Raw genomic sequence first — 22,194 nt, forward strand, 5'->3', positions numbered from 1 at the left:
TGCGACGGCCGGGGAGGGCGGTCTCCGGTACTCTCCCGTCTGGCCCAGCGCCCTTCACCACGCGACCGCACGAGACGGAGTGCCACCGGATGCAGTACCCCGTGGGACCGCCGCTGCCCCCGGCCCACCCCCCGATGCCGGCCGTTCCCCCGCCGGGGAACGAGGCCACCGGACACGTTCCCCCGGCCCCCGCGGCGGCCGACGCCTCCACCGCCGCCGTCGCGGTGCTCCTCATCGGCCCCGCCGGCGCCGGCAAGACCACCGTGGCCCGGCACTGGGCGGACACCCGCCGGGTGCCCACGGCCCACATCAGCCTGGACGACGTGCGCGAATGGGTGCGCTCCGGCTTCGCGGACCCGCAGTCCGGCTGGAACGACCACTCCGAGGCGCAGTACCGCCTCGCCCGGCGCACCTGCGGCTTCGCCGCCCGCAACTTCCTCGCCAACGGCATCTCCTGCATCCTCGACGACGCCGTCTTCCCCGACCGGCCCGTCGTGGGCCTGGGCGGCTGGAAGCGGCACGTGGGCCCCGGCCTGCTGCCCGTGGTGCTGCTGCCGGGCCTGGAGGTGGTCCTCGAACGCAACGCCGAACGCAGCGGGAACCGCCGGCTCAGCGACGAGGAGGTCGCCCGGATCCACGGCCGGATGGCCGGCTGGTACGGCTCGGGGCTGCCCATCATCGACAACACCCACCAGGACGTCGCCACCACGGCCCGGCTCCTCGACGAGGTCGTCGCCCGCGCCCTCACCGCCTGGTAGCACCCCGCCGCCGGCAGCCCCGGTCGGAGTCCCCCGGAAGGCCGGAAAGCGCCGCCGAACGTACGCTCGGAAGCATGTCCGAGGTGTACGCGGCACGGCGCTCCAGGCTGCGCGAGCGGTGCGAGGCGGTCGGCAGCGAGGCCGCCCTGGTCTCCGGCGAGGCCAACGTGCGCTACCTGGCGGGCGGCGCCCCGGCCGGTGCCGTACTCCTCCTGGGTCCGGGCGCCGACGTGCTCGTGTGCGGTGTCGATCCCTTCGCGGACGTCACCGGCGCCGGCCGGCCCGCCGACGACCTGGGCGTCCTCGTGCTGCCGAGCCCGGAGGGGGATCCTGCCGTCGCGGCCGCGGAGCGGGCCGTCGAGGCCGGGGCGCGCTCGCTGGCCCTGGAGGAGCACCACCTGACCGTGGCCCGGCACCGGGCGGTGCGTTCGGTGGCGCCCCGCGCGCGCCTGGAGGACCTGGGCACGGCCGTCGAGCAGCAGCGGATCGTCAAGGACGACGAGGAGATCTCGCACCTGCGGATCGCCGCCGAGATCGCCGACCAGGCGCTGGGGGAGCTGCTGGAGTCGATACTCGTCGGGCGCACCGAGCGGCACCTGGCGCTGGAGCTGGAGCGCCGGCTGATCGACCACGGCGCGGACGCGGCGGCCTTTCCCACCTCGGTGGGTGCCGGGCCGAACTCGGGGCGCGCCGGTCACGTGCCGACCGACCGCCGGGTGGAGGAGGGTGATTTCCTCAGCGTCTGCCTGGGCGCGGACTATCGTGGATACCGGAGCGAAATCGCTCGTACGTTTGTGATCGGATCCTCCCCGGCGGACTGGCAGATCGAGCTGTACGAGCAGGTGTTCGCAGCCCAGCGGGCGGGCCGGGAGGCCCTGGCGCCCGGCGCGGCGTACCGTGACGTGGACCGTGCGGCACGGGTCGTGCTGGAGGCCGCGGGCCACGGCGAGCGGGTCGGACCCCGCATCGGCCACGGCGTGGGGCTCGAAAACGACGAGGACCCTCGGCTGGCACCGTCGGCAATGGGTAAACTGGACGCTTGCGTGCCGGTCACCGTAGATCCGGGAGTCCACCTCCCGGGGCGGGGCGGCGTCCGGATCGATGACACGCTCGTCGTCCGCCCCGAGGCGGACGGCGGACCCGAGCTACTCACCATTACGACCAAAGAGCTGCTCGCGCTCTAGCCGGGCGCATCGCACTTTCTGGTTCCACCAGCCCAGGAGATACCGCAACCGTGGCATCCACGAACGACCTCAAGAACGGCATGGTGCTCAAGCTCGAAGGCGGCCAGCTCTGGTCCGTCGTCGAGTTCCAGCACGTCAAGCCCGGTAAGGGCCCCGCCTTCGTCCGTACGAAGCTGAAGAACGTGCTCTCCGGCAAGGTGGTCGACAAGACCTTCAACGCCGGCGTGAAGGTCGAGACGGCCACCGTTGACAAGCGGACGATGCAGTTCTCGTACATGGACGGCGAGTACTTCGTCTTCATGGACATGGACACGTACGACCAGCTGCACGTCGACCGCAAGGCCGTCGGCGACGCCGCCAACTTCCTGCTCGAGGGCTTCGAGGCCACCGTCGCGAAGCACGGCGAAGAGGTGCTCTACGTCGAGCTGCCGGCCGCGGTCGAGCTCGTCATCGAGCACACCGACCCGGGTGTCCAGGGCGACCGCTCCACCGGCGGCACCAAGCCCGCGAAGCTCGAGACCGGCTACGAGATCCAGGTCCCGCTCTTCATCACCACGGGTGAGAAGATCAAGGTCGACACGCGCACCGGCGATTACCTCGGCCGGGTGAACAGCTAACCGTGTCCGCCCGCAGCAAGGCACGTAAGCGCGCCTTCCAGATCCTCTTCGAGGCCGACCAGCGCGGTTCCACCGTGCAGAACGTCCTCGCGGACTGGATCCGGCTTGCCCGGTCCGACGACCGTCAGCCGTCGGTCAATCCGTACACGATGCAGCTCGTCGAGGGTTACGCGCAGCACGTCGCGCGGATCGACGAGCTGATCGCCACCTACGCGGTCGACTGGGACCTGGACCGGATGCCCGCCGCGGACCGGAACATCGTCCGGCTCGGTGCGTACGAGCTGATCTGGGAGGACGAGACCCCGGACGCGGTGGCGATCGACGAGGCGGTGCAGCTCGCCAAGGAGTTCTCCACCGACGACTCGCCCGCCTTTGTCAACGGCCTGCTGGGTCGTTTCAAGGAGCTCAAGCCGAGCATTCGGCGCTCATAACGCAACAACCGCCGTGGGGCGGGAAACCCGGCCGGGTTTCCCGCCCCACGGCGGTTTGTTATCGGCAAAAGAAGGCCGCCCTGCGGCCGCTACGCGTCCTCGTGCTGCACGGCACGACGCGCGTCGGCGTCCAGGACGCCCCAGCTGATCAGCTGCTCGGTGAGCACCGAGGGCGACTGGTCGTAGATCACGGCGAGGGTGCGCAGGTCGTCCTGGCGGATCGAGAGGACCTTGCCGTTGTAGTCGCCGCGCTGGCTCTGGATGGTCGCGGCGTAGCGCTGGAGCGGGCCCGCCTTCTCGGCCGGGACGTGGGCGAGACGCTCCAGGTCCAGGACCAGCTTCGGCGGGGGCTCGGCGGCGCCGCCGGGCGTGGTGCCGGGCAGCAGCTCCTGCACGGGCACACCGTAGAAGTCGGCCAGCTCGGCAAGGCGCTGCACGGTCACGGCACGGTCGCCGCGCTCGTACGAACCCACTACGACGGCCTTCCAGCGCCCCTGGGACTTCTCCTCGACGCCATGAAGGGAGAGGCCCTGCTGGGTGCGGATGGCGCGGAGCTTGGCCCCGAGCTGTTTGGCGTATTCGCTGGACATAAAGCTCCCCGGACGCTGTATCGACGTGCGACGGCGTCTTCTGCGACTGCCGCGTGTCTGGTAACTCACTGTGAGGTTACGCAGCGTAATCTCGGTTCGTCAAGCCGAATGCCGCCCGCTCTGGGCCGTCAGGGGGTGATGGCAAGAGGCGCCCGGCGGTGCTGGTACGGTGAAACATGTAAATCCGACGTCCTTTAAAGTCCGTCCCGTGAGGCGGAGAAGGAGGTCCGTTTCGTATGGACGCAATTCCTGCTGCGCGTCCCGTGCTGGAAGCACCGGACATCGCCCGGGTCCTGACCCGGATCGCTCATGAGATCGTCGAGCGCGCCAAGGGCGCCGACGACGTCGTACTCCTCGGCATCCCCACGCGTGGCGTCTTCCTCGCCCGCCGGCTGGCGGCCAAGCTCGAGGAGATCACCGGCGGCAAGATGCCGGTCGGCTCCCTCGACATCACCATGTACCGCGACGATCTGCGGCTGCGCCCGGCCCGTGCCCTCGCGCGCACCGAGATCCCCGGCGAGGGCATCGACGGCAAGCTCGTCATCCTCGTCGACGACGTGCTCTTCTCCGGCCGCACCATCCGCGCCGCCCTCGACGCCATGAACGACCTCGGCCGGCCGCGCGCCGTCCAGCTGGCCGTCCTCGTCGACCGCGGCCACCGTGAACTTCCCATCCGTGCCGACTACGTCGGCAAGAACCTCCCCACGTCGTTGCGGGAGACGGTCAAGGTCCACCTGACCGAGGAGGACGGCCGCGACAGCGTGCTCCTCGGCGCGGGCGCGACCGCCCCGGCCGACGGGCAGTAGTCCCCCGTCACGGACCCGGTGATCCCGGGGCCGTGCCGCGGCATGCCCGTCCGTACCCCCGCATACCTCCTCAACCACGGAGCAACCGGATGCAGCGCCATCTCATCTCGGCCGCCGACCTCACCCGCGACGACGCCGTCCTGATCCTCGACACCGCCGAGGAAATGGCCCGGGTCGCCGACCGGCCCATCAAGAAGCTGCCGACCCTGCGCGGCCGCACCGTCGTCAACCTCTTCTTCGAGGACTCGACGCGGACCCGCATCTCGTTCGAGGCCGCCGCCAAGCGGCTCTCCGCCGACGTCATCAACTTCTCCGCCAAGGGCTCCTCGGTCTCCAAGGGCGAGTCGCTCAAGGACACCGCCCTGACCCTGGAGGCCATGGGCGCGGACGCGGTCGTCATCCGCCACCACGCCTCCGGCGCCCCCTACCGGCTGGCGAACTCCGGCTGGATCGACGGCGCCGTCGTCAACGCCGGCGACGGCACCCACGAGCACCCCACCCAGGCCCTGCTGGACGCCTTCACCATGCGCCGCCGCCTGGTCGGCCGGGACGCCGGGCTCGGCAAGGACCTGTCCGGGCGCCGCATCACGATCGTCGGCGACGTGCTGCACAGCCGCGTCGCCCGCTCCAACGTGCTCCTGCTGCACACCCTCGGCGCCGAGGTCACGCTGGTCGCGCCGCCCACGCTGGTGCCGGTGGGCGTCGAGAGCTGGCCCTGCGAGGTCTCCTACGACCTCGACGCGGTGCTGCCGAAGTCCGACGCCGTGATGATGCTGCGGGTGCAGCGCGAGCGGATGAACGCCGCGTTCTTCCCGACCGAGCGCGAGTACGCGCGCCGCTACGGCCTCGACGGCGACCGCATGGCGAAGATGCCGGAGCACGCCGTCGTGATGCACCCCGGCCCGATGAACCGCGGCATGGAGATCACCGCCGAGGTCGCCGACTCCGCGCGCTGCACGGCCGTCGAGCAGGTCGCCAACGGCGTCTCGACCCGCATGGCCGTCCTGTACCTGCTGCTCGGCGGCTCCGAGCCGGCCGTCACGAACAACGCCACCGCCCGCACCGAGGAGAACAAGTAACCATGACGAAGATCCTGATCCGTGGTGCGAAGGTCCTCGGCGGCGAGCCGCAGGACGTGCTCATCGACGGCGAGACCATCGCCGAGGTCGGCACCGGCCTGAGCGCCGAGGGCGCCCAGGTGATCGAGGCCGACGGCAAGATCCTGCTGCCCGGCCTGGTCGACCTCCACACCCACCTGCGCGAGCCCGGCCGCGAGGACTCCGAGACCGTCCTGACCGGCACCCGCGCCGCCGCGAGCGGCGGCTACACCGCCGTCTTCGCCATGGCCAACACCTTCCCCGTCGCCGACACCGCCGGCGTCGTCGAGCAGGTCTGGCGCCTGGGCAAGGAGTCGGGCTACTGCGACGTGCAGCCCATCGGCGCCGTCACGGTCGGACTCGAGGGCAAGCAGCTCGCCGAGCTCGGCGCCATGCACGACTCCGCCGCCGGCGTCACCGTCTTCTCCGACGACGGCAAGTGCGTCGACGACGCGGTGATCATGCGCCGTGCGCTGGAGTACGTGAAGGCCTTCGGCGGCGTCGTCGCCCAGCACGCCCAGGAGCCCCGGCTCACCGAGGGCGCCCAGATGAACGAGGGCGTCGTCTCCGCCGAGCTCGGCCTGGGCGGCTGGCCGGCCGTCGCCGAGGAGTCGGTCATCGCCCGCGACGTCCTCCTCGCCGAGCACGTCGGCTCCCGGGTGCACATCTGCCACCTGTCCACGGCCGGCTCCGTCGAGATCGTCCGCTGGGCCAAGTCGCGCGGCATCGACGTCACCGCCGAGGTCACCCCGCACCACCTGCTCCTGACCGACGAGCTCGTCCGCTCGTACAACCCGGTCTACAAGGTCAACCCGCCGCTGCGCACCGAGCGCGACGTGATGGCGCTGCGCGAGGCCCTGGCCGACGGCACGATCGACATCGTGGCCACCGACCACGCCCCGCACCCGCACGAGGACAAGGACTGCGAGTGGGCCGCGGCCGCCATGGGCATGGTGGGCCTGGAGACCGCGCTGTCGGTCGTCCAGGACACGATGGTCGAGACCGGGCTGCTGGACTGGGCCGGCGTCGCCGAGCGCATGTCGTTCAAGCCCGCCCGCATCGGCAGCCTCTCCGGTCACGGCCGCCCCATCGCCGCCGGGGAGCCCGCCAACCTCACCCTCGTCGATTCCGCTTACCGTGGTGTCGTGGACCCCGCGGGCTTCGCCTCCCGCAGCCGCAACACCCCCTACGAGGGTCGTGAGCTGCCGGGTCGCGTCACCCACACCTTCCTGCGGGGCCGGGCGACGGTCGTGGACGGGAATCTCGCGTGACATCTGCACTCATCAATCTGGCGGCCGAGCGGAAGTCCGCCGACGTCACCGACTGGGCCGCGCGCCTCGGCTGGGTCGTCGGCCTGCTGCTCTTCATCGCGCTGGTGTACTGGCTGATGCGCGAGGGCTGGAAGTGGCGCGGCACGCTCCAGGGCGGCCTGCCCGAGCTGCCCGCCGCCCCGGCCGAGCCGGGCGAGCCCACCCTCACGATGAGCGGCCGCTACCACGGCTCCACCACCGCCGGCGAGTGGCTCGACCGCATCGTCGCGCACGGCCTGGGCACCCGCAGCCGGGCCGAGCTCACCCTGACGGAGCAGGGCCTGGCCGTCACCCGGCCCGGCGCCCAGGACTTCTTCGTCCCGGCCGCCGCGCTGCGCGGCGCCCGGCTCGACAAGGGCATCGCGGGCAAGGTCCTCGCCGAGGGCGGCCTGCTCGTGATCACCTGGCAGCACGGCGACACCACGATCGACTCCGGCTTCCGCTCCGACCGGGCGGCCGAGCACACGGCGTGGGTGGAGGCCCTCCAGGCCCTCGCCCCCTCGCACAACCAGCACAGCACCGACATGGAAGGCGCACGATGACGACCTCCCCCAGGGGGACCGGCAAGCTCCCCGCCGTACTTGTCCTGGAGGACGGACGTACGTTCCGCGGCCGCGCCTACGGGGCCGTGGGGTCGACCTTCGGCGAGGCCGTGTTCTCCACCGGCATGACCGGCTACCAGGAGACCCTCACCGACCCCTCGTACCACCGCCAGGTCGTCGTCATGACGGCCCCGCACGTCGGCAACACCGGCGTCAACGACGAGGACCCCGAGTCCGGCCGCATCTGGGTCGCCGGGTACGTCGTCCGCGACCCCGCCCGCGTCCCGTCCAACTGGCGCTCGCGCCGCTCCCTGGACGACGAGCTGGCCCGCCAGGGCGTCGTCGGCATCAGCGGCATCGACACCCGCGCGCTCACCCGCCACCTGCGCGAGCGCGGCGCGATGCGCGTCGGCATCTTCTCCGGCAACGCGCTGCCCGACGAGGGTGTCATGCTCGCCGAGGTCCGCCAGGCCCCCGAGATGAAGGGCGCCGACCTCTCCGCCGAGGTCGCCACCAAGGAGACGTACGTCGTCCCCGCGATCGGCGAGAAGAAGTTCACCGTCGCCGCGGTCGACCTGGGCATCAAGGGCATGACCCCGCACCGGATGGCCGAGCGCGGCATCGAGGTGCACGTCCTGCCCGCGACCGCCACCGCCGAGGACGTCTACGCCGTGAACCCCGACGGCGTGTTCTTCTCCAACGGCCCCGGCGACCCGGCCACCGCCGACCACCCGGTCTCCGTGATGCGCGAGGTCCTCTCCCGGAAGACCCCCCTGTTCGGCATCTGCTTCGGCAACCAGATCCTCGGCCGCGCCCTCGGCTTCGGCACCTACAAGCTGAAGTACGGCCACCGGGGCATCAACCAGCCCGTGCAGGACCGTACGACCGGCAAGGTCGAGGTCACCGCCCACAACCACGGCTTCGCCGTCGACGCCCCGCTCGACAAGGCGACCGACACGCCCTACGGCCGGGTCGAGGTCTCCCACGTCTGTCTCAACGACAACGTGGTCGAAGGCCTCCAGCTGCTCGACCAGCCGGCATTCAGCGTCCAGTACCACCCCGAGGCAGCCGCAGGACCGCACGACGCCGCGTACCTGTTCGACCGCTTCGTCTCCCTGATGGAGGGCCAGCGTGCCTAAGCGCACCGACATCCAGTCCGTTCTGGTCATCGGCTCCGGCCCGATCGTCATCGGCCAGGCCGCGGAGTTCGACTACTCCGGCACCCAGGCCTGCCGGGTGCTGAAGGCCGAGGGCCTGCGGGTCATCCTCGTCAACTCCAACCCGGCCACGATCATGACCGACCCGGAGATCGCCGACGCCACGTACGTCGAGCCGATCACCCCGGAGTTCGTCGAGAAGATCATCGCCAAGGAGCGCCCCGACGCGCTCCTGCCCACCCTCGGCGGCCAGACCGCGCTCAACACCGCGATCTCGATGCACGAGAACGGCGTCCTGGAGAAGTACGGCGTCGAGCTGATCGGCGCCAACGTCGAGGCCATCCACAAGGGCGAGGACCGCGACCTGTTCAAGGGCGTCGTCGAGGCCGTCAACGCCAAGATCGGGCACGGCGAGTCCGCCCGCTCGGTCATCTGCCACACCATGGACGAGGTCCTCGCGGGCGTCGAGACGCTCGGCGGCTACCCCGTCGTCGTCCGCCCCTCCTTCACCATGGGCGGCGCCGGCTCCGGCTTCGCCCACGACGAGGAGGAGCTGCGCCGCATCGCCGGCCAGGGCCTCACGCTCTCCCCGACCACCGAGGTGCTCCTGGAGGAGTCCATCCTCGGCTGGAAGGAGTACGAGCTGGAGCTGATGCGCGACCGGAACGACAACGTCGTGGTCGTCTGCTCCATCGAGAACTTCGACCCGATGGGCGTGCACACCGGTGACTCCATCACCGTCGCCCCGGCGATGACGCTCACCGACCGCGAGTACCAGATCCTGCGCGACGTCGGCATCGCGATCATCCGCGAGGTCGGCGTCGACACCGGCGGCTGCAACATCCAGTTCGCGGTCAACCCCGAGGACGGCCGGGTCATCGTCATCGAGATGAACCCGCGCGTCTCGCGCTCCTCGGCGCTCGCGTCCAAGGCCACCGGCTTCCCGATCGCCAAGATCGCCGCCCGCCTGGCCGTCGGCTACACGCTGGACGAGATCCCCAACGACATCACCGAGAAGACCCCGGCGTCCTTCGAGCCCACGCTCGACTACGTCGTGGTCAAGGCGCCCCGCTTCGCGTTCGAGAAGTTCCCGGCCGCCGACGCCACCCTCACCACGACCATGAAGTCGGTCGGCGAGGCCATGGCCATCGGCCGCAACTTCACCGAGGCCCTGCAGAAGGCGCTGCGCTCGCTGGAGAAGAAGGGCTCGCAGTTCGACTTCGTCTCCGAGCCCGGCGACAAGGCGGAGCTGCTGGAGAAGGCGGTCCGCCCCACCGACGGCCGGATCAACACCGTCATGGCCGCCATCCGCGCCGGCGCCACCCCGGAGGAGGTCTTCGACGCGACGAAGATCGACCCCTGGTTCGTCGACCAGCTCTTCCTGATCAAGGAGATCGCCGACGAGCTGGCCGCCGCCGACAAGCTCCAGCCCGAGCTGCTGGCCGAGGCCAAGCGCCACGGCTTCTCCGACGCCCAGATCGGCGCGATCCGCGGCCTGCGCGAGGACGTCGTCCGCGAGGTCCGCCAGGCCCTCGGCGTCCGCCCGGTCTACAAGACGGTCGACACCTGCGCCGCCGAGTTCGCCGCGAAGACGCCGTACTTCTACTCCTCCTACGACGAGGAGTCCGAGGTCGCGCCGCGCGAGAAGCCCGCCGTGATCATCCTGGGCTCGGGCCCGAACCGCATCGGCCAGGGCATCGAGTTCGACTACTCCTGCGTCCACGCCTCGTTCGCGCTCAGCGACGCCGGCTACGAGACCGTGATGGTCAACTGCAACCCCGAGACCGTCTCCACCGACTACGACACCTCCGACCGGCTCTACTTCGAGCCGCTCACCCTGGAGGACGTCCTGGAGATCGTCCACGCCGAGATGCAGGCCGGCCCCGTCGCGGGCGTCATCGTCCAGCTCGGCGGCCAGACGCCGCTGGGCCTGGCCCAGGCGCTCAAGGACAACGGCGTGCCGATCGTCGGCACCTCGCCCGAGGCCATCGACCTCGCCGAGGAGCGCGGCGCCTTCGGCCGCGTGCTCACCGAGGCGGGCCTGCCCGCGCCCAAGTACGGCACGGCCTACTCCTTCGAGGAGGCCAAGGGCATCGCCGCCGGCATCGGCTACCCGGTCATGGTCCGCCCGTCCTACGTGCTCGGCGGCCGCGGCATGGAGATCGTCTACGACGAGCCCTCGCTGGCCGGCTACCTCGAGCGGCACGCGGGCCTGATCTCCGAGCACCCGGTGCTCATCGACCGCTTCCTCGACGACGCGATCGAGATCGACGTCGACGCGCTCTACGACGGTCAGGAGCTCTACCTCGGCGGCGTCATGGAGCACATCGAGGAGGCCGGCATCCACTCCGGCGACTCCGCCTGCGCGCTGCCCCCGATCACCCTCGGCGGCTTCGACATCAAGCGGCTGCGGGCCTCCACCGAGGCCATCGCCAAGGGCGTCGGCGTGCGCGGCCTGATCAACATCCAGTTCGCGATGGCCGGCGACATCCTCTACGTGCTCGAGGCCAACCCGCGCGCCTCCCGCACGGTCCCCTTCACCTCGAAGGCGACCGCCGTGCCGCTGGCGAAGGCCGCCGCCCGCATCTCCCTGGGCGCCACCATCGCCGACCTGCGCGAGGAGGGCATGCTGCCGAAGACCGGCGACGGCGGCACCCTGCCGCTGGACGCGCCGATCTCCGTCAAGGAGGCCGTCATGCCGTGGTCGCGCTTCCGCGACGCCTCCGGCCGCGGCGTGGACACCGTCCTCGGCCCGGAGATGCGCTCCACCGGCGAGGTCATGGGCATCGACAAGGTCTTCGGCACGGCCTACGCCAAGTCGCAGGCCGGCGCGTACGGCGCCCTGCCCACCAAGGGCCGCGCGTTCGTCTCCGTCGCCAACCGCGACAAGCGGTCGATGATCTTCCCGGCCCGTGAGCTGGTCGCCCACGGCTTCGAGCTGCTCGCCACCTCCGGCACCGCCGAGGTGCTGCGCCGCAACGGCATCAACGCCACCGTCGTGCGCAAGCAGAGCGAGGGCGAGGGGCCGAACGGCGAGAAGACCATCGTCCAGCTCATCCACGACGGCCAGGTCGACCTGATCGTCAACACCCCCTACGGCACCGGCGGCCGCCTCGACGGCTACGAGATCCGCACCGCCGCCGTCGCCCGGGCGGTCCCCTGCCTGACCACGGTCCAGGCGCTCGCCGCCGCCGTCCAGGGCATCGAGGCGCTGAGCCGGGGCGAGGTCGGCGTCAGCTCCCTGCAGGAGCACGCCGAACGGCTCACCGCCGCCCGGTCCTGATCCCTCCCGCCCACCCGCCCCCGGCCGTCGCCGGGGGCCGGTGGGCGGCTCTCGGAATCCCCCCTCGCCCGTGGAAGGCCCGCCACCACCATGTACTCCCTCTTCTTCCGACTGATCTTCCAGCGGATGGACCCCGAGCGGGCCCACCACCTCGCCTTCGCCTGGATCCGCGCCGCCGCCCGCGTCCCCGTCCTGCGCACGTTCGTCGCGGCGGTCCTCGCCCCCCGGCACAAGGAGCTGCGCACCGAGGCCCTGGGCCTGCGCATGCACGGCCCCTTCGGCCTCGCGGCCGGCTTCGACAAGAACGCCTCGGCCATCGACGGCATGAGCATGCTCGGGTTCGACCACGTCGAGATCGGCACCGTCACCGCGCAGCCGCAGCCCGGCAACCCCAAGAAGCGCCTCTTCCGCCTCGTCGCGGACCGCGCGCTCGTCAACCGCATGGGCTTCAACAACGACGGCTCGGCGGCCGTCGCGGAGCGCCTGGCGGCCCGCAAGGCCGCCTTCCGCACGACCGTCGGCGTCAACATCGGCAAGACCAAGATCGTGCCGGAAGAGGAGGCCGTCGCCGACTACGTCGCCTCCACCGAGCGCCTCGCCGTCCACGCCGACTACCTCGTCGTCAACGTCTCCTCGCCCAACACGCCCGGCCTGCGCAACCTGCAGGCCACCGAGGCGCTGCGCCCGCTGCTCACCGCCGTCCGCGAGGCCGCGGACCGCACGGTCACCGACCGCCGCGTGCCGCTGCTGGTGAAGATCGCCCCGGACCTGGCCGACGAGGACGTCGACGCCGTCGCCGACCTCGCCGTCGAGCTGGGCCTGGACGGCATCATCGCCACCAACACCACGATCGCCCGCGACGGACTGGGTCTGAAGACCCCGAAGCGCACCGTCGAGGCCATCGGCGCCGGCGGCCTGTCCGGCGCCCCCCTCAAGGCGCGCTCGCTGGAGGTCCTGAGCCGCCTGTACGCCCGTGTGGGCGACCGGATCACCCTGGTCGGTGTCGGGGGCGTGGAGAGCGCCGACGACGCCTGGGAGCGCATCCTGGCGGGCGCCACGCTCGTCCAGGGCTACAGCGCCTTCATCTACGAGGGCCCCTTCTGGTGCCGGAAGATCCACAACGGCCTGGCCGAGCGCCTGGCCGCCAGCCCCTACGCCACCCTCGCCGAGGCCGTCGGCGCAGAGACCCGGAAGAAGGCCGCCGCATGACGACCCCCGAACCCTTCGGCTCCCGCCTGCGCCGCGCCATGGACGAGCGCGGTCCGCTGTGCGTCGGCATCGACCCGCACGCCTCGCTGCTCGCCGACTGGGGCCTGTCCGACGACATCGCGGGCCTGGAGCGCTTCACGTACACCGTCGTGGAGGCCCTGGCCGACCGGGTGGCCGTCCTCAAGCCGCAGTCGGCCTTCTTCGAGCGCTTCGGCTCGCGCGGCGTCGCCGTCCTGGAGCGGGCCGTGGCCGACTCCCGCGCCGCCGGCGCGCTCGTGCTGATGGACGCCAAGCGCGGCGACATCGGCTCGACCATGGCCGCGTACGCCGCGACCTACCTGGACCCCGCCTCGCCGCTGTTCTCCGACGCGGTCACCGTCAGCCCGTACCTGGGCTACGGCTCGCTGCGCCCGGCGCTGGACCTGGCGCGCGAGAGCGGCACCGGCGTCTTCGTCCTCGCGCTCACCTCCAACCCGGAGGGCGCCGAGGTGCAGCACGCGGTGCGCGCGGACGGCTCGAGCGTCGCGGCCACGATGCTGGACCACCTGCGGGCCGAGAACGCGGGTGCCGAGCCCATGGGCTCGTACGGCGCGGTCGTCGGGGCGACGCTGAGTGACTCCCTGGCCGCGGCGGGTGCCGATCTGGCCATCAACGGCCCGCTGCTCGCCCCCGGCATCGGAGCACAGGGCGCCACCGCCGCCGACCTGCCCAAGGTCTTCGGCGCGGCCGTGCGGGACGTTGTCCCGAATGTGAGCCGCGGAGTGCTCCGGCACGGCCCGGATACGGCCGCTCTGCGCGAGAGTGCGGCGCGTTTCGCCGCCGAGGTGCGCGAAGCGGTGGCCGGCTAGCGCGTCCCACGCCGGAGGCAGCGGCGAGTTAACGCCAAACACCAAGGAAAATTGTCGGTCATTATGTCCGGAAAAGTCCCGGTCGATCGAGGCTGACCAGGACTTTTCGCTTGTTCTCGCTGACTGGAGCGGGATCGGCCGCTAGTCTCCGACGAGAGCGAACGTGCAAGCGCGTTGCTCGTTGCTCCGCAGGTGTGGGCCGACTAGGTTCCTCACCGGTCCGTATCCGACAGTTCGACATCCGAGGTGACGTAGGCGTGGCTCTTCCGCCCCTTACCCCTGAACAGCGCGCAGCCGCGCTCGAAAAGGCCGCCGCGGCTCGCCGGGCCCGCGCCGAGGTCAAGAATCGACTCAAGCACTCCGGCGCCTCGCTGCACGAGGTCATCAAGCAGGGCCAGGAGGACGACGTCATCGGCAAGATGAAGGTCAGCGCCCTCCTGGAGAGCCTGCCCGGCGTGGGCAAGGTCCGCGCCAAGCAGATCATGGAACGGCTCGGGATCTCCGAGAGCCGCCGTGTCCGCGGCCTCGGCTCGAACCAGATCGCCTCCCTGGAGCGCGAGTTCGGCGGCAAGGCCGCCTGACAACGACCCGACGGCCACCCCTGACGGCGGCCCGAAGGCCACCCGGCGGCGGGCCCGGCGTTCCCAGGCACTCCCGGGAACCGGGATAATCGCTGCATGAGTACTGCAGTCTCCCGGGGGACGTCCCCCGTCCCTCCGGCCGGACAACCGCGGCTGACCGTGCTCTCCGGCCCCTCCGGGGTCGGTAAGAGCACGGTCGTCGCCCACATGCGCAAGGCCCACCCCGAGGTGTGGCTCTCGGTCTCCGCCACCACTCGCAAGCCGCGACCCGGTGAGCGGGAGGGGGTCCAGTACTTCTTCGTCGACGACGAGGAGTTCGACAAGCTCGTCGCCAACGGCGAGCTGCTGGAGTGGGCCGAGTTCGCGGGCAACCGCTACGGCACCCCGCGCAAGGCCGTGCTCGACCGCCTGGAGGCGGGCGAGCCGGTCCTGCTGGAGATCGACCTCCAGGGCGCCCGGCAGGTCCGCGAGACCATGCCGGAGGCCCAGCTGGTCTTCCTCGCGCCGCCGAGCTGGGACGAGCTGGTCCGCCGGCTCACCGGCCGGGGGACCGAGTCGCCCGAGGTCATCGAGCGCCGGCTGACGGTCGCCAAGGTCGAGCTGGCGGCGGAGTCGGAGTTCGACACCACGCTGGTCAACACCTCGGTCGAGGACGTAGCACGCGAGCTGCTAGCCTTGCTGAGCTGAACATCTTTCTTCACCCCCCTTCGGAAGGCAGAGAGTGTCCTCTTCCATCACCGCGCCCGAGGGCATCATCAACCCGCCGATTGATGAGCTGCTCGAGGCGACCGACTCGAAGTACAGCCTGGTGATCTACGCCGCCAAGCGCGCGCGTCAGATCAACGCGTACTACTCGCAGCTCGGCGAGGGCCTGCTGGAGTACGTCGGCCCGCTGGTGGACACCCACGTCCACGAGAAGCCGCTCTCCATCGCGCTCCGCGAGATCAACGCGGGTCTGCTGACCTCCGAGGCCGTCGAGGCCCCGGCGCAGTAAGCGCAGTTTTTCGGCATTTCTTCGGAATGTGCGCCACCACGGGCCCGGCAGCGCCCCTGCCGGGCCTTTGGTGTGTCATAGACCCGTACACACGTACGTGTGCACGGGGATCGTGGGGAGAAGCGAGAGCGATGGACAAGCCCAAGGTCGTCCTGGGAGTCAGCGGCGGCATCGCCGCCTACAAGGCGTGCGAGCTGCTGCGCAGGCTCACCGAGTCGGGACACGACGTACGGGTCGTGCCGACCGAGTCGGCCCTGCACTTCGTCGGCGAGGCGACCTGGTCCGCGCTCTCCGGCCACCCCGCCGTCACCCAGGTGTGGGAGACCGTCCACGAGGTGCCGCACGTGCGGATCGGCCAGCAGGCCGACCTGGTCGTGGTGGCCCCCGCCACCGCCGACATGCTGGCCAAGGCCGCCCACGGCCTGGCCGACGACCTGCTCACGAACACCCTCCTGACCGCCCGCTGCCCGGTGGTCTTCGCCCCGGCCATGCACACCGAGATGTGGGAGAACGCGGCCACCCAGGAGAACGTGGCGACGCTGCGCCGCCGCGGCGCGGTCGTCCTCGAGCCCGCCGTCGGCCGGCTGACCGGCGTCGACACCGGCAAGGGCCGCTTCCCCGAGCCGGGCGAGATCTTCGAGGTCTGCCGCCGGGTGCTGGCCCGCGGCGCCCGGGAGCCCGACCTCGCGGGCCGGCACGTGGTCATCAGCGCCGGCGGCACGCGCGAGCCCCTGGACCCGGTCCGGTACCTGGGCAACCGCTCCTCGGGCAAGCAGGGGTACGCCCTGGCCCGTACCGCCGTGGCCCGCGGGGCCAGGGTGACGCTCGTCGCCGCCAACAGCGAGCTGCCCGACCCCGCCGGCGTGGACGTGGTCCACGTGGGGACGGCCGTTCAACTGCGGGAAGCCGTGATCAAGGCGGCGGCGGACGCGGACGCCGTGGTGATGGCCGCGGCCGTGGCCGACTTCCGGCCCGCCCGGTACGCCGAGGGCAAGATCAAGAAGCGGGACGGCGAGGAGCCCGAGCCGGTCGCGCTCGTGCGCAACCCGGACGTCCTCGCGGAGCTCTCCGCCGACCGCGCCCGCCCCGGCCAGATCGTCGTGGGCTTCGCCGCCGAGACCGACGACGTCCTCGCCAACGGCCGCGCCAAACTCGCCCGCAAGGGCTGTGACCTGCTGGTCGTCAATGAGGTGGGGGAGCGCAGGACGTTCGGTTCCGAGGAGAACGAGGCGGTCGTCCTGGCCCCCGACGGCACCGAGACCCCGGTCCCGCACGGCCCCAAGGAGGCCCTCGCGGACACGGTCTGGGACCTGGTCTCCCCGCGTCTGGCCTGACCCGCGAGGCGGGTGTGGTTCGCCGTGCTCTCGTGACGGGAGTCACAGGGCGTGCCCCATGTCATGTGGGGCGGGATGTTCGAAGCCCGAGAACGCCGGATAAACTGGCATCGGATCCGAGTCGAGCGCAGCTCTCGGCCGGATCCGTCAAATGATCAGCCAGCAGCCGCTGCAACCCCAGGGAGCGATGTGTCCCGCCGCCTGTTCACCTCGGAGTCCGTCACCGAGGGTCACCCCGACAAGATCGCTGACCAGATCAGCGACTCCATTCTCGACGCCCTCCTCAAGGAGGACCCGACGTCCCGCGTCGCCGTCGAGACCCTGATCACCACCGGCCTGGTGCACGTGGCCGGCGAGGTGACCACCAAGGCGTACGCGCCGATCGCCTCTCTCGTGCGCAACAAGATCCTCGAGATCGGCTACGACTCGTCGAAGAAGGGCTTCGACGGCGCTTCCTGCGGCGTCTCGGTCTCCATCGGCGCGCAGTCCCCGGACATCGCGCAGGGTGTCGACACCGCGTACGAGTCGCGCGTCGAGGGCGATGAGGACGAGCTCGACAAGCAGGGCGCGGGCGACCAGGGCCTGATGTTCGGCTACGCCTGCGACGAGACCCCGAACCTGATGCCGCTGCCGATCGAGCTCGCGCACCGGCTCTCGCGCCGCCTGTCGGAGGTCCGCAAGAACGGGACCATCCCCTACCTGCGCCCCGACGGCAAGACCCAGGTCACCATCGAGTACGACGGCAACAAGGCCGTGCGCCTGGACACCGTCGTCGTCTCCTCCCAGCACGCGTCGGACATCGACCTGGACTCGCTGCTGGCACCCGACATCCGCGAGTTCGTCGTCGAGCACGTCCTCAAGGAGCTCGTCGAGGACGGCATCAAGCTGGACACCGACGGCTACCGCCTCCTGGTGAACCCGACCGGCCGCTTCGAGATCGGCGGCCCGATGGGCGACGCCGGCCTCACCGGCCGCAAGATCATCATCGACACCTACGGCGGCATGGCCCGCCACGGCGGCGGCGCCTTCTCCGGCAAGGACCCGTCCAAGGTCGACCGCTCGGCCGCCTACGCCATGCGCTGGGTCGCCAAGAACGTCGTCGCCGCGGGCCTGGCCGCCCGCTGCGAGGTCCAGGTCGCCTACGCGATCGGCAAGGCCGAGCCGGTGGGCCTGTTCGTCGAGACCTTCGGCACCAACACGGTCGACACCGAGAAGATCGAGAACGCCATCGCCGAGGTCTTCGACCTCCGCCCGGCCGCGATCATCCGCGACCTCGACCTGCTCCGCCCGATCTACGCCCAGACCGCGGCCTACGGCCACTTCGGCCGTGAGCTCCCCGACTTCACCTGGGAGCGCACCGACCGCGTCGAGGCCCTGAAGAAGGCCGCGGGCCTGTAGGCCCGGCCGGCCCGGCCTGTCGAAGGCGCCCCCGCTTCCGAGCGGGGGCGCCTTTCGTTGTCAGTGCCCTCTGATAGGACTGGAGCCGTGAGCAGCGAGAACGGGCGGTCGGAGCGGGAGGCTCCCGAGGTGGAGCAGCTCGCGCTCATCCGGGAGAGCGTGCGCAAGGCCAAGGTGCCGCGGGCCAAGCCGAGGACGTGGCGGGGGGCCGCGCTGGCGGCCGAGCTGCCGGTGGCGCGGGTGCTGGTCGACAAGGGGCCGGTGCACCTGGACCGGCTGTGGGACTACGCCGTGCCCGCCGAGCTGGACGCCGACGCCCGGCCGGGGACGCGGGTGCGGGTGCGGTTCGGGGCCGGTGCGCGCAATGTGCGCGGGGGGCGGCGCGAGGGGGGCGGGCTGCTCGACGGGTTCATCGTGGAGCGGGTCGCCGAGTCCGACTACCAGGGGCCCCTGGCCGCCCTCGCCCAGGTGCTCTCGCCCGAGCCGGTGCTGAGCCCCGCGCTGCTGGGGCTGTGCCGGTCCGTCGCCGACCGCTACGCCGGCTCGCTCGCCGACGTGCTGCAGCTGGCGGTGCCGCCCCGGCACGCCCGGATCGAGGCCGAGCCCTCGCCCGCGCCGCTGCCGCCGCCCGCCGCGCCGGAGCCGGGCACCTGGGCGCGGTATCCGGCCGGGCCCGCCTATCTGGACGCCGTCGCCCGGGGCGACTGCCCGCGTGCGGTGTGGACCGCGCTCCCCGGGCCGCACTGGGCGGACGAGCTGGCCCGGGCGGCCGCCGCCGCGCTGGCCTCGGGGCGCGGCGCGCTCGTCGTCGTGCCGGACGGCCGGACCGCGGCCCGTGTCGACGCGGCGCTGAGTGCGCTGCTCGGTGCGGGGCGCCATGTGCTGCTGACCGCCGACACCGGCCCCGAGGAGCGGTACCGCCGCTGGCTGGCGGTCAGCCGGGGCGCCGTACGGGCGGTGGTGGGCACCCGGGCCGCGATGTTCGCGCCCGTACGGGACCTGGGGCTCGCCGCCATCTGGGACGACGGCGACTCCAGCCACAGCGAGCCGCACGCCCCGCAGCCGCACGCCCGCGAGGTGCTGCTCTCACGGGCCGCGCACGAGAAGGCGGCGTTCCTGCTGGGCGGCTTCGGCTGCACCGTGGAGGCGGCGCAGCTGGTCGACACCGGCTGGGCCCTTCCGCTGGCCGCCGACCGGGAGCGGCTGAGGGCGCTCGCGCCCCGGGTGCGCACGGTGGGGGAGGCCGACGAGGCGCGGGACGCGGCCGCGCGCGCCGCCCGGCTGCCCACGGTCGCCTGGGAGGCCGCCCGCGAGGGCCTCAAGCACGGGCCGGTGCTGGTGCAGGTCCCGCGCCGGGGCTACGTACCGCGCCTGGCCTGCGAGCGGTGCCGCGAGCCCGCGCGCTGCGTCCACTGCGCGGGGCCGCTGGAGGCGCGGGGCGAGGGCGGGGCGCTGCACTGCGGCTGGTGCGGGCAGGAGGCCCGCGACTGGCACTGCGGCGAGTGCGGAGGCTTCCGGCTGCGCGCCCAGGTGGTGGGGGCCCGGCGTACGGCCGAGGAGCTGGGGCGGGCGTTCCCGGCCGTGCCGGTACGGATCTCTGGTCGCGATCACGTCCTGGACACCGTGCCCGGCCGGCCCGCGCTGGTCGTCTCCACGCCCGGTGCCGAGCCGGTCGCCGAGGGCGGCTACGCGGCCGCCCTGCTGCTGGACGGCTGGGCCCTGCTGGGCCGCCCCGACCTGCGGGCGGGGGAGGAGGCGCTGCGCCGCTGGCTGGGGGCGGCGGCGCTGGTGCGGGGCGCGGAGGCGGGCGGCACGGTGGTGGTCGTGGCCGATCCGACGCTGCGGCCCGTTCAGGCGCTGGTCCGCTGGGATCCCGCCGGGCACGCGGTGCGCGAGCTGGCCGACCGGGCCGAGCTGGGCTTTCCGCCGGTCTCCCGGATGGCGGCCGTCGCCGGGCCGCCGTCCGCCGTCGCGGAGCTGATCGGGATGGCGGACCTGCCGGACGGGGCCGAGGTGCTCGGCCCCGTGCCCCTTCCGGAGCCCCTGCCGGGCCGGCCGCGGCGGGCGGGGGATGTGCCGTCGGGGGAGCGGTGGGAGCGTGCGCTGATCCGGGTGCGCCCGGGCCAGGGCGCGGCGCTCGCCGCCGCCCTCAAGGCCGCCCAGGCGATACGGCTCGCCCGCCGCGACGGGGAGCCGGTGCGGCTGCGGGTGGACCCGCCGGACATCGGGTGACGGGCGCCCTCGGGGTGAGCGCAGGGCCGCCGCGCCGTGGTGGTCGCCCGGTCGGCGACCCCAGGAGCGGAGGCGGAGCCGCCTCAGCCGTTGCGGGGGCCCGGGAACGCGGAGGCCGTGCGCGGCTCCTCGCGGTGGGCGCCCGGCTGGCCGGGGACCGTGCGGGCCGCCGGGACGACCGGCACCGCCGCCGGCTCGGCGGTGCGGACCGCCGACTCCGTGGCCTCGGCCGTGCCCTGCGTGCCCGCACGCCGCGCCCCGTAGCGGCGGTGCACCGCCTGCTTGGTGACGCCGAGCGCCGAACCCACCGCATCCCACGAGAAGCCCAGCGAGCGGTCGAAGTCCACCGCCGCGGTGACCAGCGTCTCGACGCTGTCCCGCAGCTCCTGCGCCAGCCGGACCGTCGGCGCGGGCGCGCGTCCGTAGACGACGAAGCCCGCCGACGGGCCGGTGCGGCGCGGGCGGTAGACATTGCCCAGCTGAGCGGTGAGGGTACGCAGTGCGTCCACCTGACGGCGGACCCTCTCGATGTCCCGGACCAGAAGATGCAGGCTGGCCCGTGCCTGGGCGTCGTGGGTTGCGTGGTCGGGCATGAACAAGCCTCTCGGACCGGCGGTGAAGGGGACGGGAAGGGACGTAAGTTGACGGGTAGTTGACAACCAACGCAAGGGAAGCGGGCCGCTGTTGCGGCCCTGTTCGGTCAATCTCTCTTGACCCAACGCGCCACGGGCCGCTGGGTCACGGTATGGGGGCGTACATCCGCCGGAATGGGGCGCGCGTCAGCCCGCACGCCCCCTGAGGGCGAGACCCCTCTAGACTTGGCCGTTGCCCCGCGAGAGAGGTTGTTCGCCACCCATGAGGCTCGTCTTCGCCGGTACCCCCGAGGTCGCCGTACCCGCCCTCGACGCCCTGATCGCCTCGGACCGCCACGAGGTCGTCGCCGTCGTCACCCGGCCCGACGCGCCCGCCGGGCGCGGCCGCCGACTGGTCGCCAGCCCCGTCGCCGAGCGCGCCGAAGAGGCGGGGATCGAGGTGCTCAAGCCCGCCAGGCCGCGCGACGAGGACTTCCTCGCCCGGCTCCGCGAGATCGCCCCCGACTGCTGCCCGGTCGTCGCCTACGGCGCCCTGCTGCCCAAGGCCGCGCTGGAGATCCCCGCCCACGGCTGGGTGAACCTGCACTTCTCGCTGCTGCCCGCCTGGCGCGGTGCCGCGCCCGTGCAGCACGCGATCCTGGCCGGTGACGAGGTCACCGGCGCCTCCACGTTCCAGATCGAGGAGGGCCTGGACTCCGGGCCCGTCTACGGCGTGCTGACCGAGCAGGTGCGCCCCACCGACACCAGCGGCGACCTGCTCACGCGGCTCGCCTTCGCCGGCTCCGGGCTGCTCGCCGCCACCATGGACGGCATCGAGGACGGCACCCTCAAGGCCGTGCCGCAGCCCGCCGAGGGCGTCTCGCTCGCCCCGAAGATCAGCGTCGAGGACGCCCGCGTCGACTGGGCCGCCCCGGCCCTGCGCGTCGACCGCGTCGTACGCGGCTGCGCCCCGGCCCCGGGCGCCTGGACCACCTTCCGCGGCGAGCGCCTCAAGCTCATGTCCCTGGCCCTGACCCCGGACCGCGGCGACCTCGCTCCCGGCGAGATCGCCGTCGCCAAGAACTCCGTGCACGTCGGCACCGGCTCGCACGCCGTTCAGTTGCACTGGGTGCAGCCGCAGGGCAAGAAGCCGATGCAGGCGGCGGACTGGGCCCGAGGCGTCCGCATTTCCGCAGGCGAGCGGCTCGGCGCGACGGAACGGGCGTAGTCTGGAGCCCTTCGCCGTCACAG

21 protein-coding genes are annotated in these 22,194 nt (G+C 72.3%); 19 read left to right on the top strand and 2 right to left on the bottom strand.

What is annotated here, in order from left to right:
• Positions 1–89 precede the first annotated feature (89 nt).
• From IE295_RS20130 to nusB, 4 genes are all read left to right on the top strand, one after another.
• Entirely contained in the window at positions 90–758 is a 669-nt protein-coding gene (locus tag IE295_RS20130) for an AAA family ATPase (protein WP_190065078.1), read from the top strand.
• Positions 759–832: 74 nt separating this feature from the next.
• The gene (locus tag IE295_RS20135; RefSeq protein ID WP_190065079.1) at positions 833–1,942 is read left to right on the top strand and encodes an aminopeptidase P family protein; all 1,110 of its coding nucleotides are present in this window, start codon (positions 833–835) and stop codon (positions 1,940–1,942) included.
• A 50-nt stretch (positions 1,943–1,992) separates the two neighbouring features.
• A complete protein-coding gene (efp, locus tag IE295_RS20140) occupies positions 1,993–2,559 on the top strand; it encodes an elongation factor P (protein ID WP_190065080.1) in 567 nt (188 codons plus the stop codon).
• Between the two features lie 2 nt (positions 2,560–2,561).
• Complete coding sequence (nusB, locus tag IE295_RS20145) at positions 2,562–2,990, top strand: transcription antitermination factor NusB (protein WP_190065081.1); 429 nt, start codon at positions 2,562–2,564, stop codon at positions 2,988–2,990.
• 89 nt (positions 2,991–3,079) lie between these two features.
• On the opposite strand, the gene bldD is transcribed toward nusB, so the two are convergent.
• Positions 3,080–3,580: a transcriptional regulator BldD gene (gene bldD / locus IE295_RS20150; protein WP_004948690.1), complete on the bottom strand. Its 501-nt coding sequence runs from the start codon at positions 3,578–3,580 to the stop codon at positions 3,080–3,082.
• Positions 3,581–3,816: 236 nt separating this feature from the next.
• Here bldD and pyrR point away from each other — a divergent pair, with 236 nt between their 5' ends.
• From pyrR to IE295_RS20220, 14 genes are all read left to right on the top strand, one after another.
• Entirely contained in the window at positions 3,817–4,386 is a 570-nt protein-coding gene (pyrR, locus tag IE295_RS20155; RefSeq protein ID WP_190065082.1) for a bifunctional pyr operon transcriptional regulator/uracil phosphoribosyltransferase PyrR, read from the top strand.
• Between the two features lie 89 nt (positions 4,387–4,475).
• Complete coding sequence (locus tag IE295_RS20160) at positions 4,476–5,465, top strand: aspartate carbamoyltransferase catalytic subunit (RefSeq protein WP_190065083.1); 990 nt, start codon at positions 4,476–4,478, stop codon at positions 5,463–5,465.
• Positions 5,466–5,467: 2 nt separating this feature from the next.
• Positions 5,468–6,754 (top strand): dihydroorotase, encoded by a 1,287-nt coding sequence (locus tag IE295_RS20165; protein ID WP_190065084.1) that lies wholly within the window; start codon positions 5,468–5,470, stop codon positions 6,752–6,754.
• Positions 6,751–7,335: a PH-like domain-containing protein gene (locus IE295_RS20170; RefSeq protein WP_190065085.1), complete on the top strand. Its 585-nt coding sequence runs from the start codon at positions 6,751–6,753 to the stop codon at positions 7,333–7,335. Before IE295_RS20165 ends, IE295_RS20170 begins: the two co-directional genes overlap by 4 nt.
• Positions 7,332–8,474 carry a glutamine-hydrolyzing carbamoyl-phosphate synthase small subunit gene (gene carA, locus IE295_RS20175; RefSeq protein ID WP_190065086.1) on the top strand — a complete coding sequence of 381 codons (1,143 nt, stop codon included), beginning with the start codon at positions 7,332–7,334 and terminating at the stop codon, positions 8,472–8,474. The genes IE295_RS20170 and carA overlap by 4 nt, the downstream gene beginning before the upstream one ends.
• Positions 8,467–11,775 carry a carbamoyl-phosphate synthase large subunit gene (carB, locus tag IE295_RS20180; protein WP_190065087.1) on the top strand — a complete coding sequence of 1,103 codons (3,309 nt, stop codon included), beginning with the start codon at positions 8,467–8,469 and terminating at the stop codon, positions 11,773–11,775. The genes carA and carB overlap by 8 nt, the downstream gene beginning before the upstream one ends.
• A gap of 90 nt (positions 11,776–11,865) precedes the next feature.
• Entirely contained in the window at positions 11,866–12,984 is a 1,119-nt protein-coding gene (locus IE295_RS20185) for a quinone-dependent dihydroorotate dehydrogenase (RefSeq protein ID WP_190065088.1), read from the top strand.
• Positions 12,981–13,832 carry an orotidine-5'-phosphate decarboxylase gene (pyrF, locus tag IE295_RS20190; RefSeq protein ID WP_190065089.1) on the top strand — a complete coding sequence of 284 codons (852 nt, stop codon included), beginning with the start codon at positions 12,981–12,983 and terminating at the stop codon, positions 13,830–13,832. Before IE295_RS20185 ends, pyrF begins: the two co-directional genes overlap by 4 nt.
• A gap of 257 nt (positions 13,833–14,089) precedes the next feature.
• The gene (locus IE295_RS20195; RefSeq protein WP_190065090.1) at positions 14,090–14,413 is read left to right on the top strand and encodes an integration host factor; all 324 of its coding nucleotides are present in this window, start codon (positions 14,090–14,092) and stop codon (positions 14,411–14,413) included.
• Between the two features lie 96 nt (positions 14,414–14,509).
• Positions 14,510–15,100: a guanylate kinase gene (gmk, locus tag IE295_RS20200; protein ID WP_190065091.1), complete on the top strand. Its 591-nt coding sequence runs from the start codon at positions 14,510–14,512 to the stop codon at positions 15,098–15,100.
• 34 nt (positions 15,101–15,134) lie between these two features.
• Complete coding sequence (rpoZ, locus tag IE295_RS20205; protein WP_030360466.1) at positions 15,135–15,407, top strand: DNA-directed RNA polymerase subunit omega; 273 nt, start codon at positions 15,135–15,137, stop codon at positions 15,405–15,407.
• Positions 15,408–15,538: 131 nt separating this feature from the next.
• The gene (gene coaBC, locus IE295_RS20210; protein WP_190065092.1) at positions 15,539–16,741 is read left to right on the top strand and encodes a bifunctional phosphopantothenoylcysteine decarboxylase/phosphopantothenate--cysteine ligase CoaBC; all 1,203 of its coding nucleotides are present in this window, start codon (positions 15,539–15,541) and stop codon (positions 16,739–16,741) included.
• Positions 16,742–16,930: 189 nt separating this feature from the next.
• On the top strand, positions 16,931–18,139 hold the full coding sequence (metK, locus tag IE295_RS20215; RefSeq protein ID WP_190065093.1) for a methionine adenosyltransferase: 1,209 nt from the start codon (positions 16,931–16,933) through the stop codon (positions 18,137–18,139).
• A gap of 87 nt (positions 18,140–18,226) precedes the next feature.
• Positions 18,227–20,371 (top strand): primosomal protein N', encoded by a 2,145-nt coding sequence (locus IE295_RS20220; RefSeq protein WP_190065094.1) that lies wholly within the window; start codon positions 18,227–18,229, stop codon positions 20,369–20,371.
• Between the two features lie 83 nt (positions 20,372–20,454).
• Here IE295_RS20220 and IE295_RS20225 read toward each other — a convergent pair whose 3' ends face one another.
• The gene (locus tag IE295_RS20225; protein WP_190065095.1) at positions 20,455–20,964 is read right to left on the bottom strand and encodes a hypothetical protein; all 510 of its coding nucleotides are present in this window, start codon (positions 20,962–20,964) and stop codon (positions 20,455–20,457) included.
• A 262-nt stretch (positions 20,965–21,226) separates the two neighbouring features.
• Between IE295_RS20225 and fmt the strand changes: the two genes are divergently transcribed.
• A complete protein-coding gene (fmt, locus tag IE295_RS20230; protein ID WP_190065096.1) occupies positions 21,227–22,171 on the top strand; it encodes a methionyl-tRNA formyltransferase in 945 nt (314 codons plus the stop codon).
• The last annotated feature ends 23 nt before the right edge of the window (positions 22,172–22,194 follow it).

It is taken from the genome of Streptomyces griseocarneus, from assembly GCF_014655595.1.
Taxonomy (GTDB): Bacteria; Actinomycetota; Actinomycetes; order Streptomycetales; family Streptomycetaceae; genus Streptomyces; species Streptomyces griseocarneus.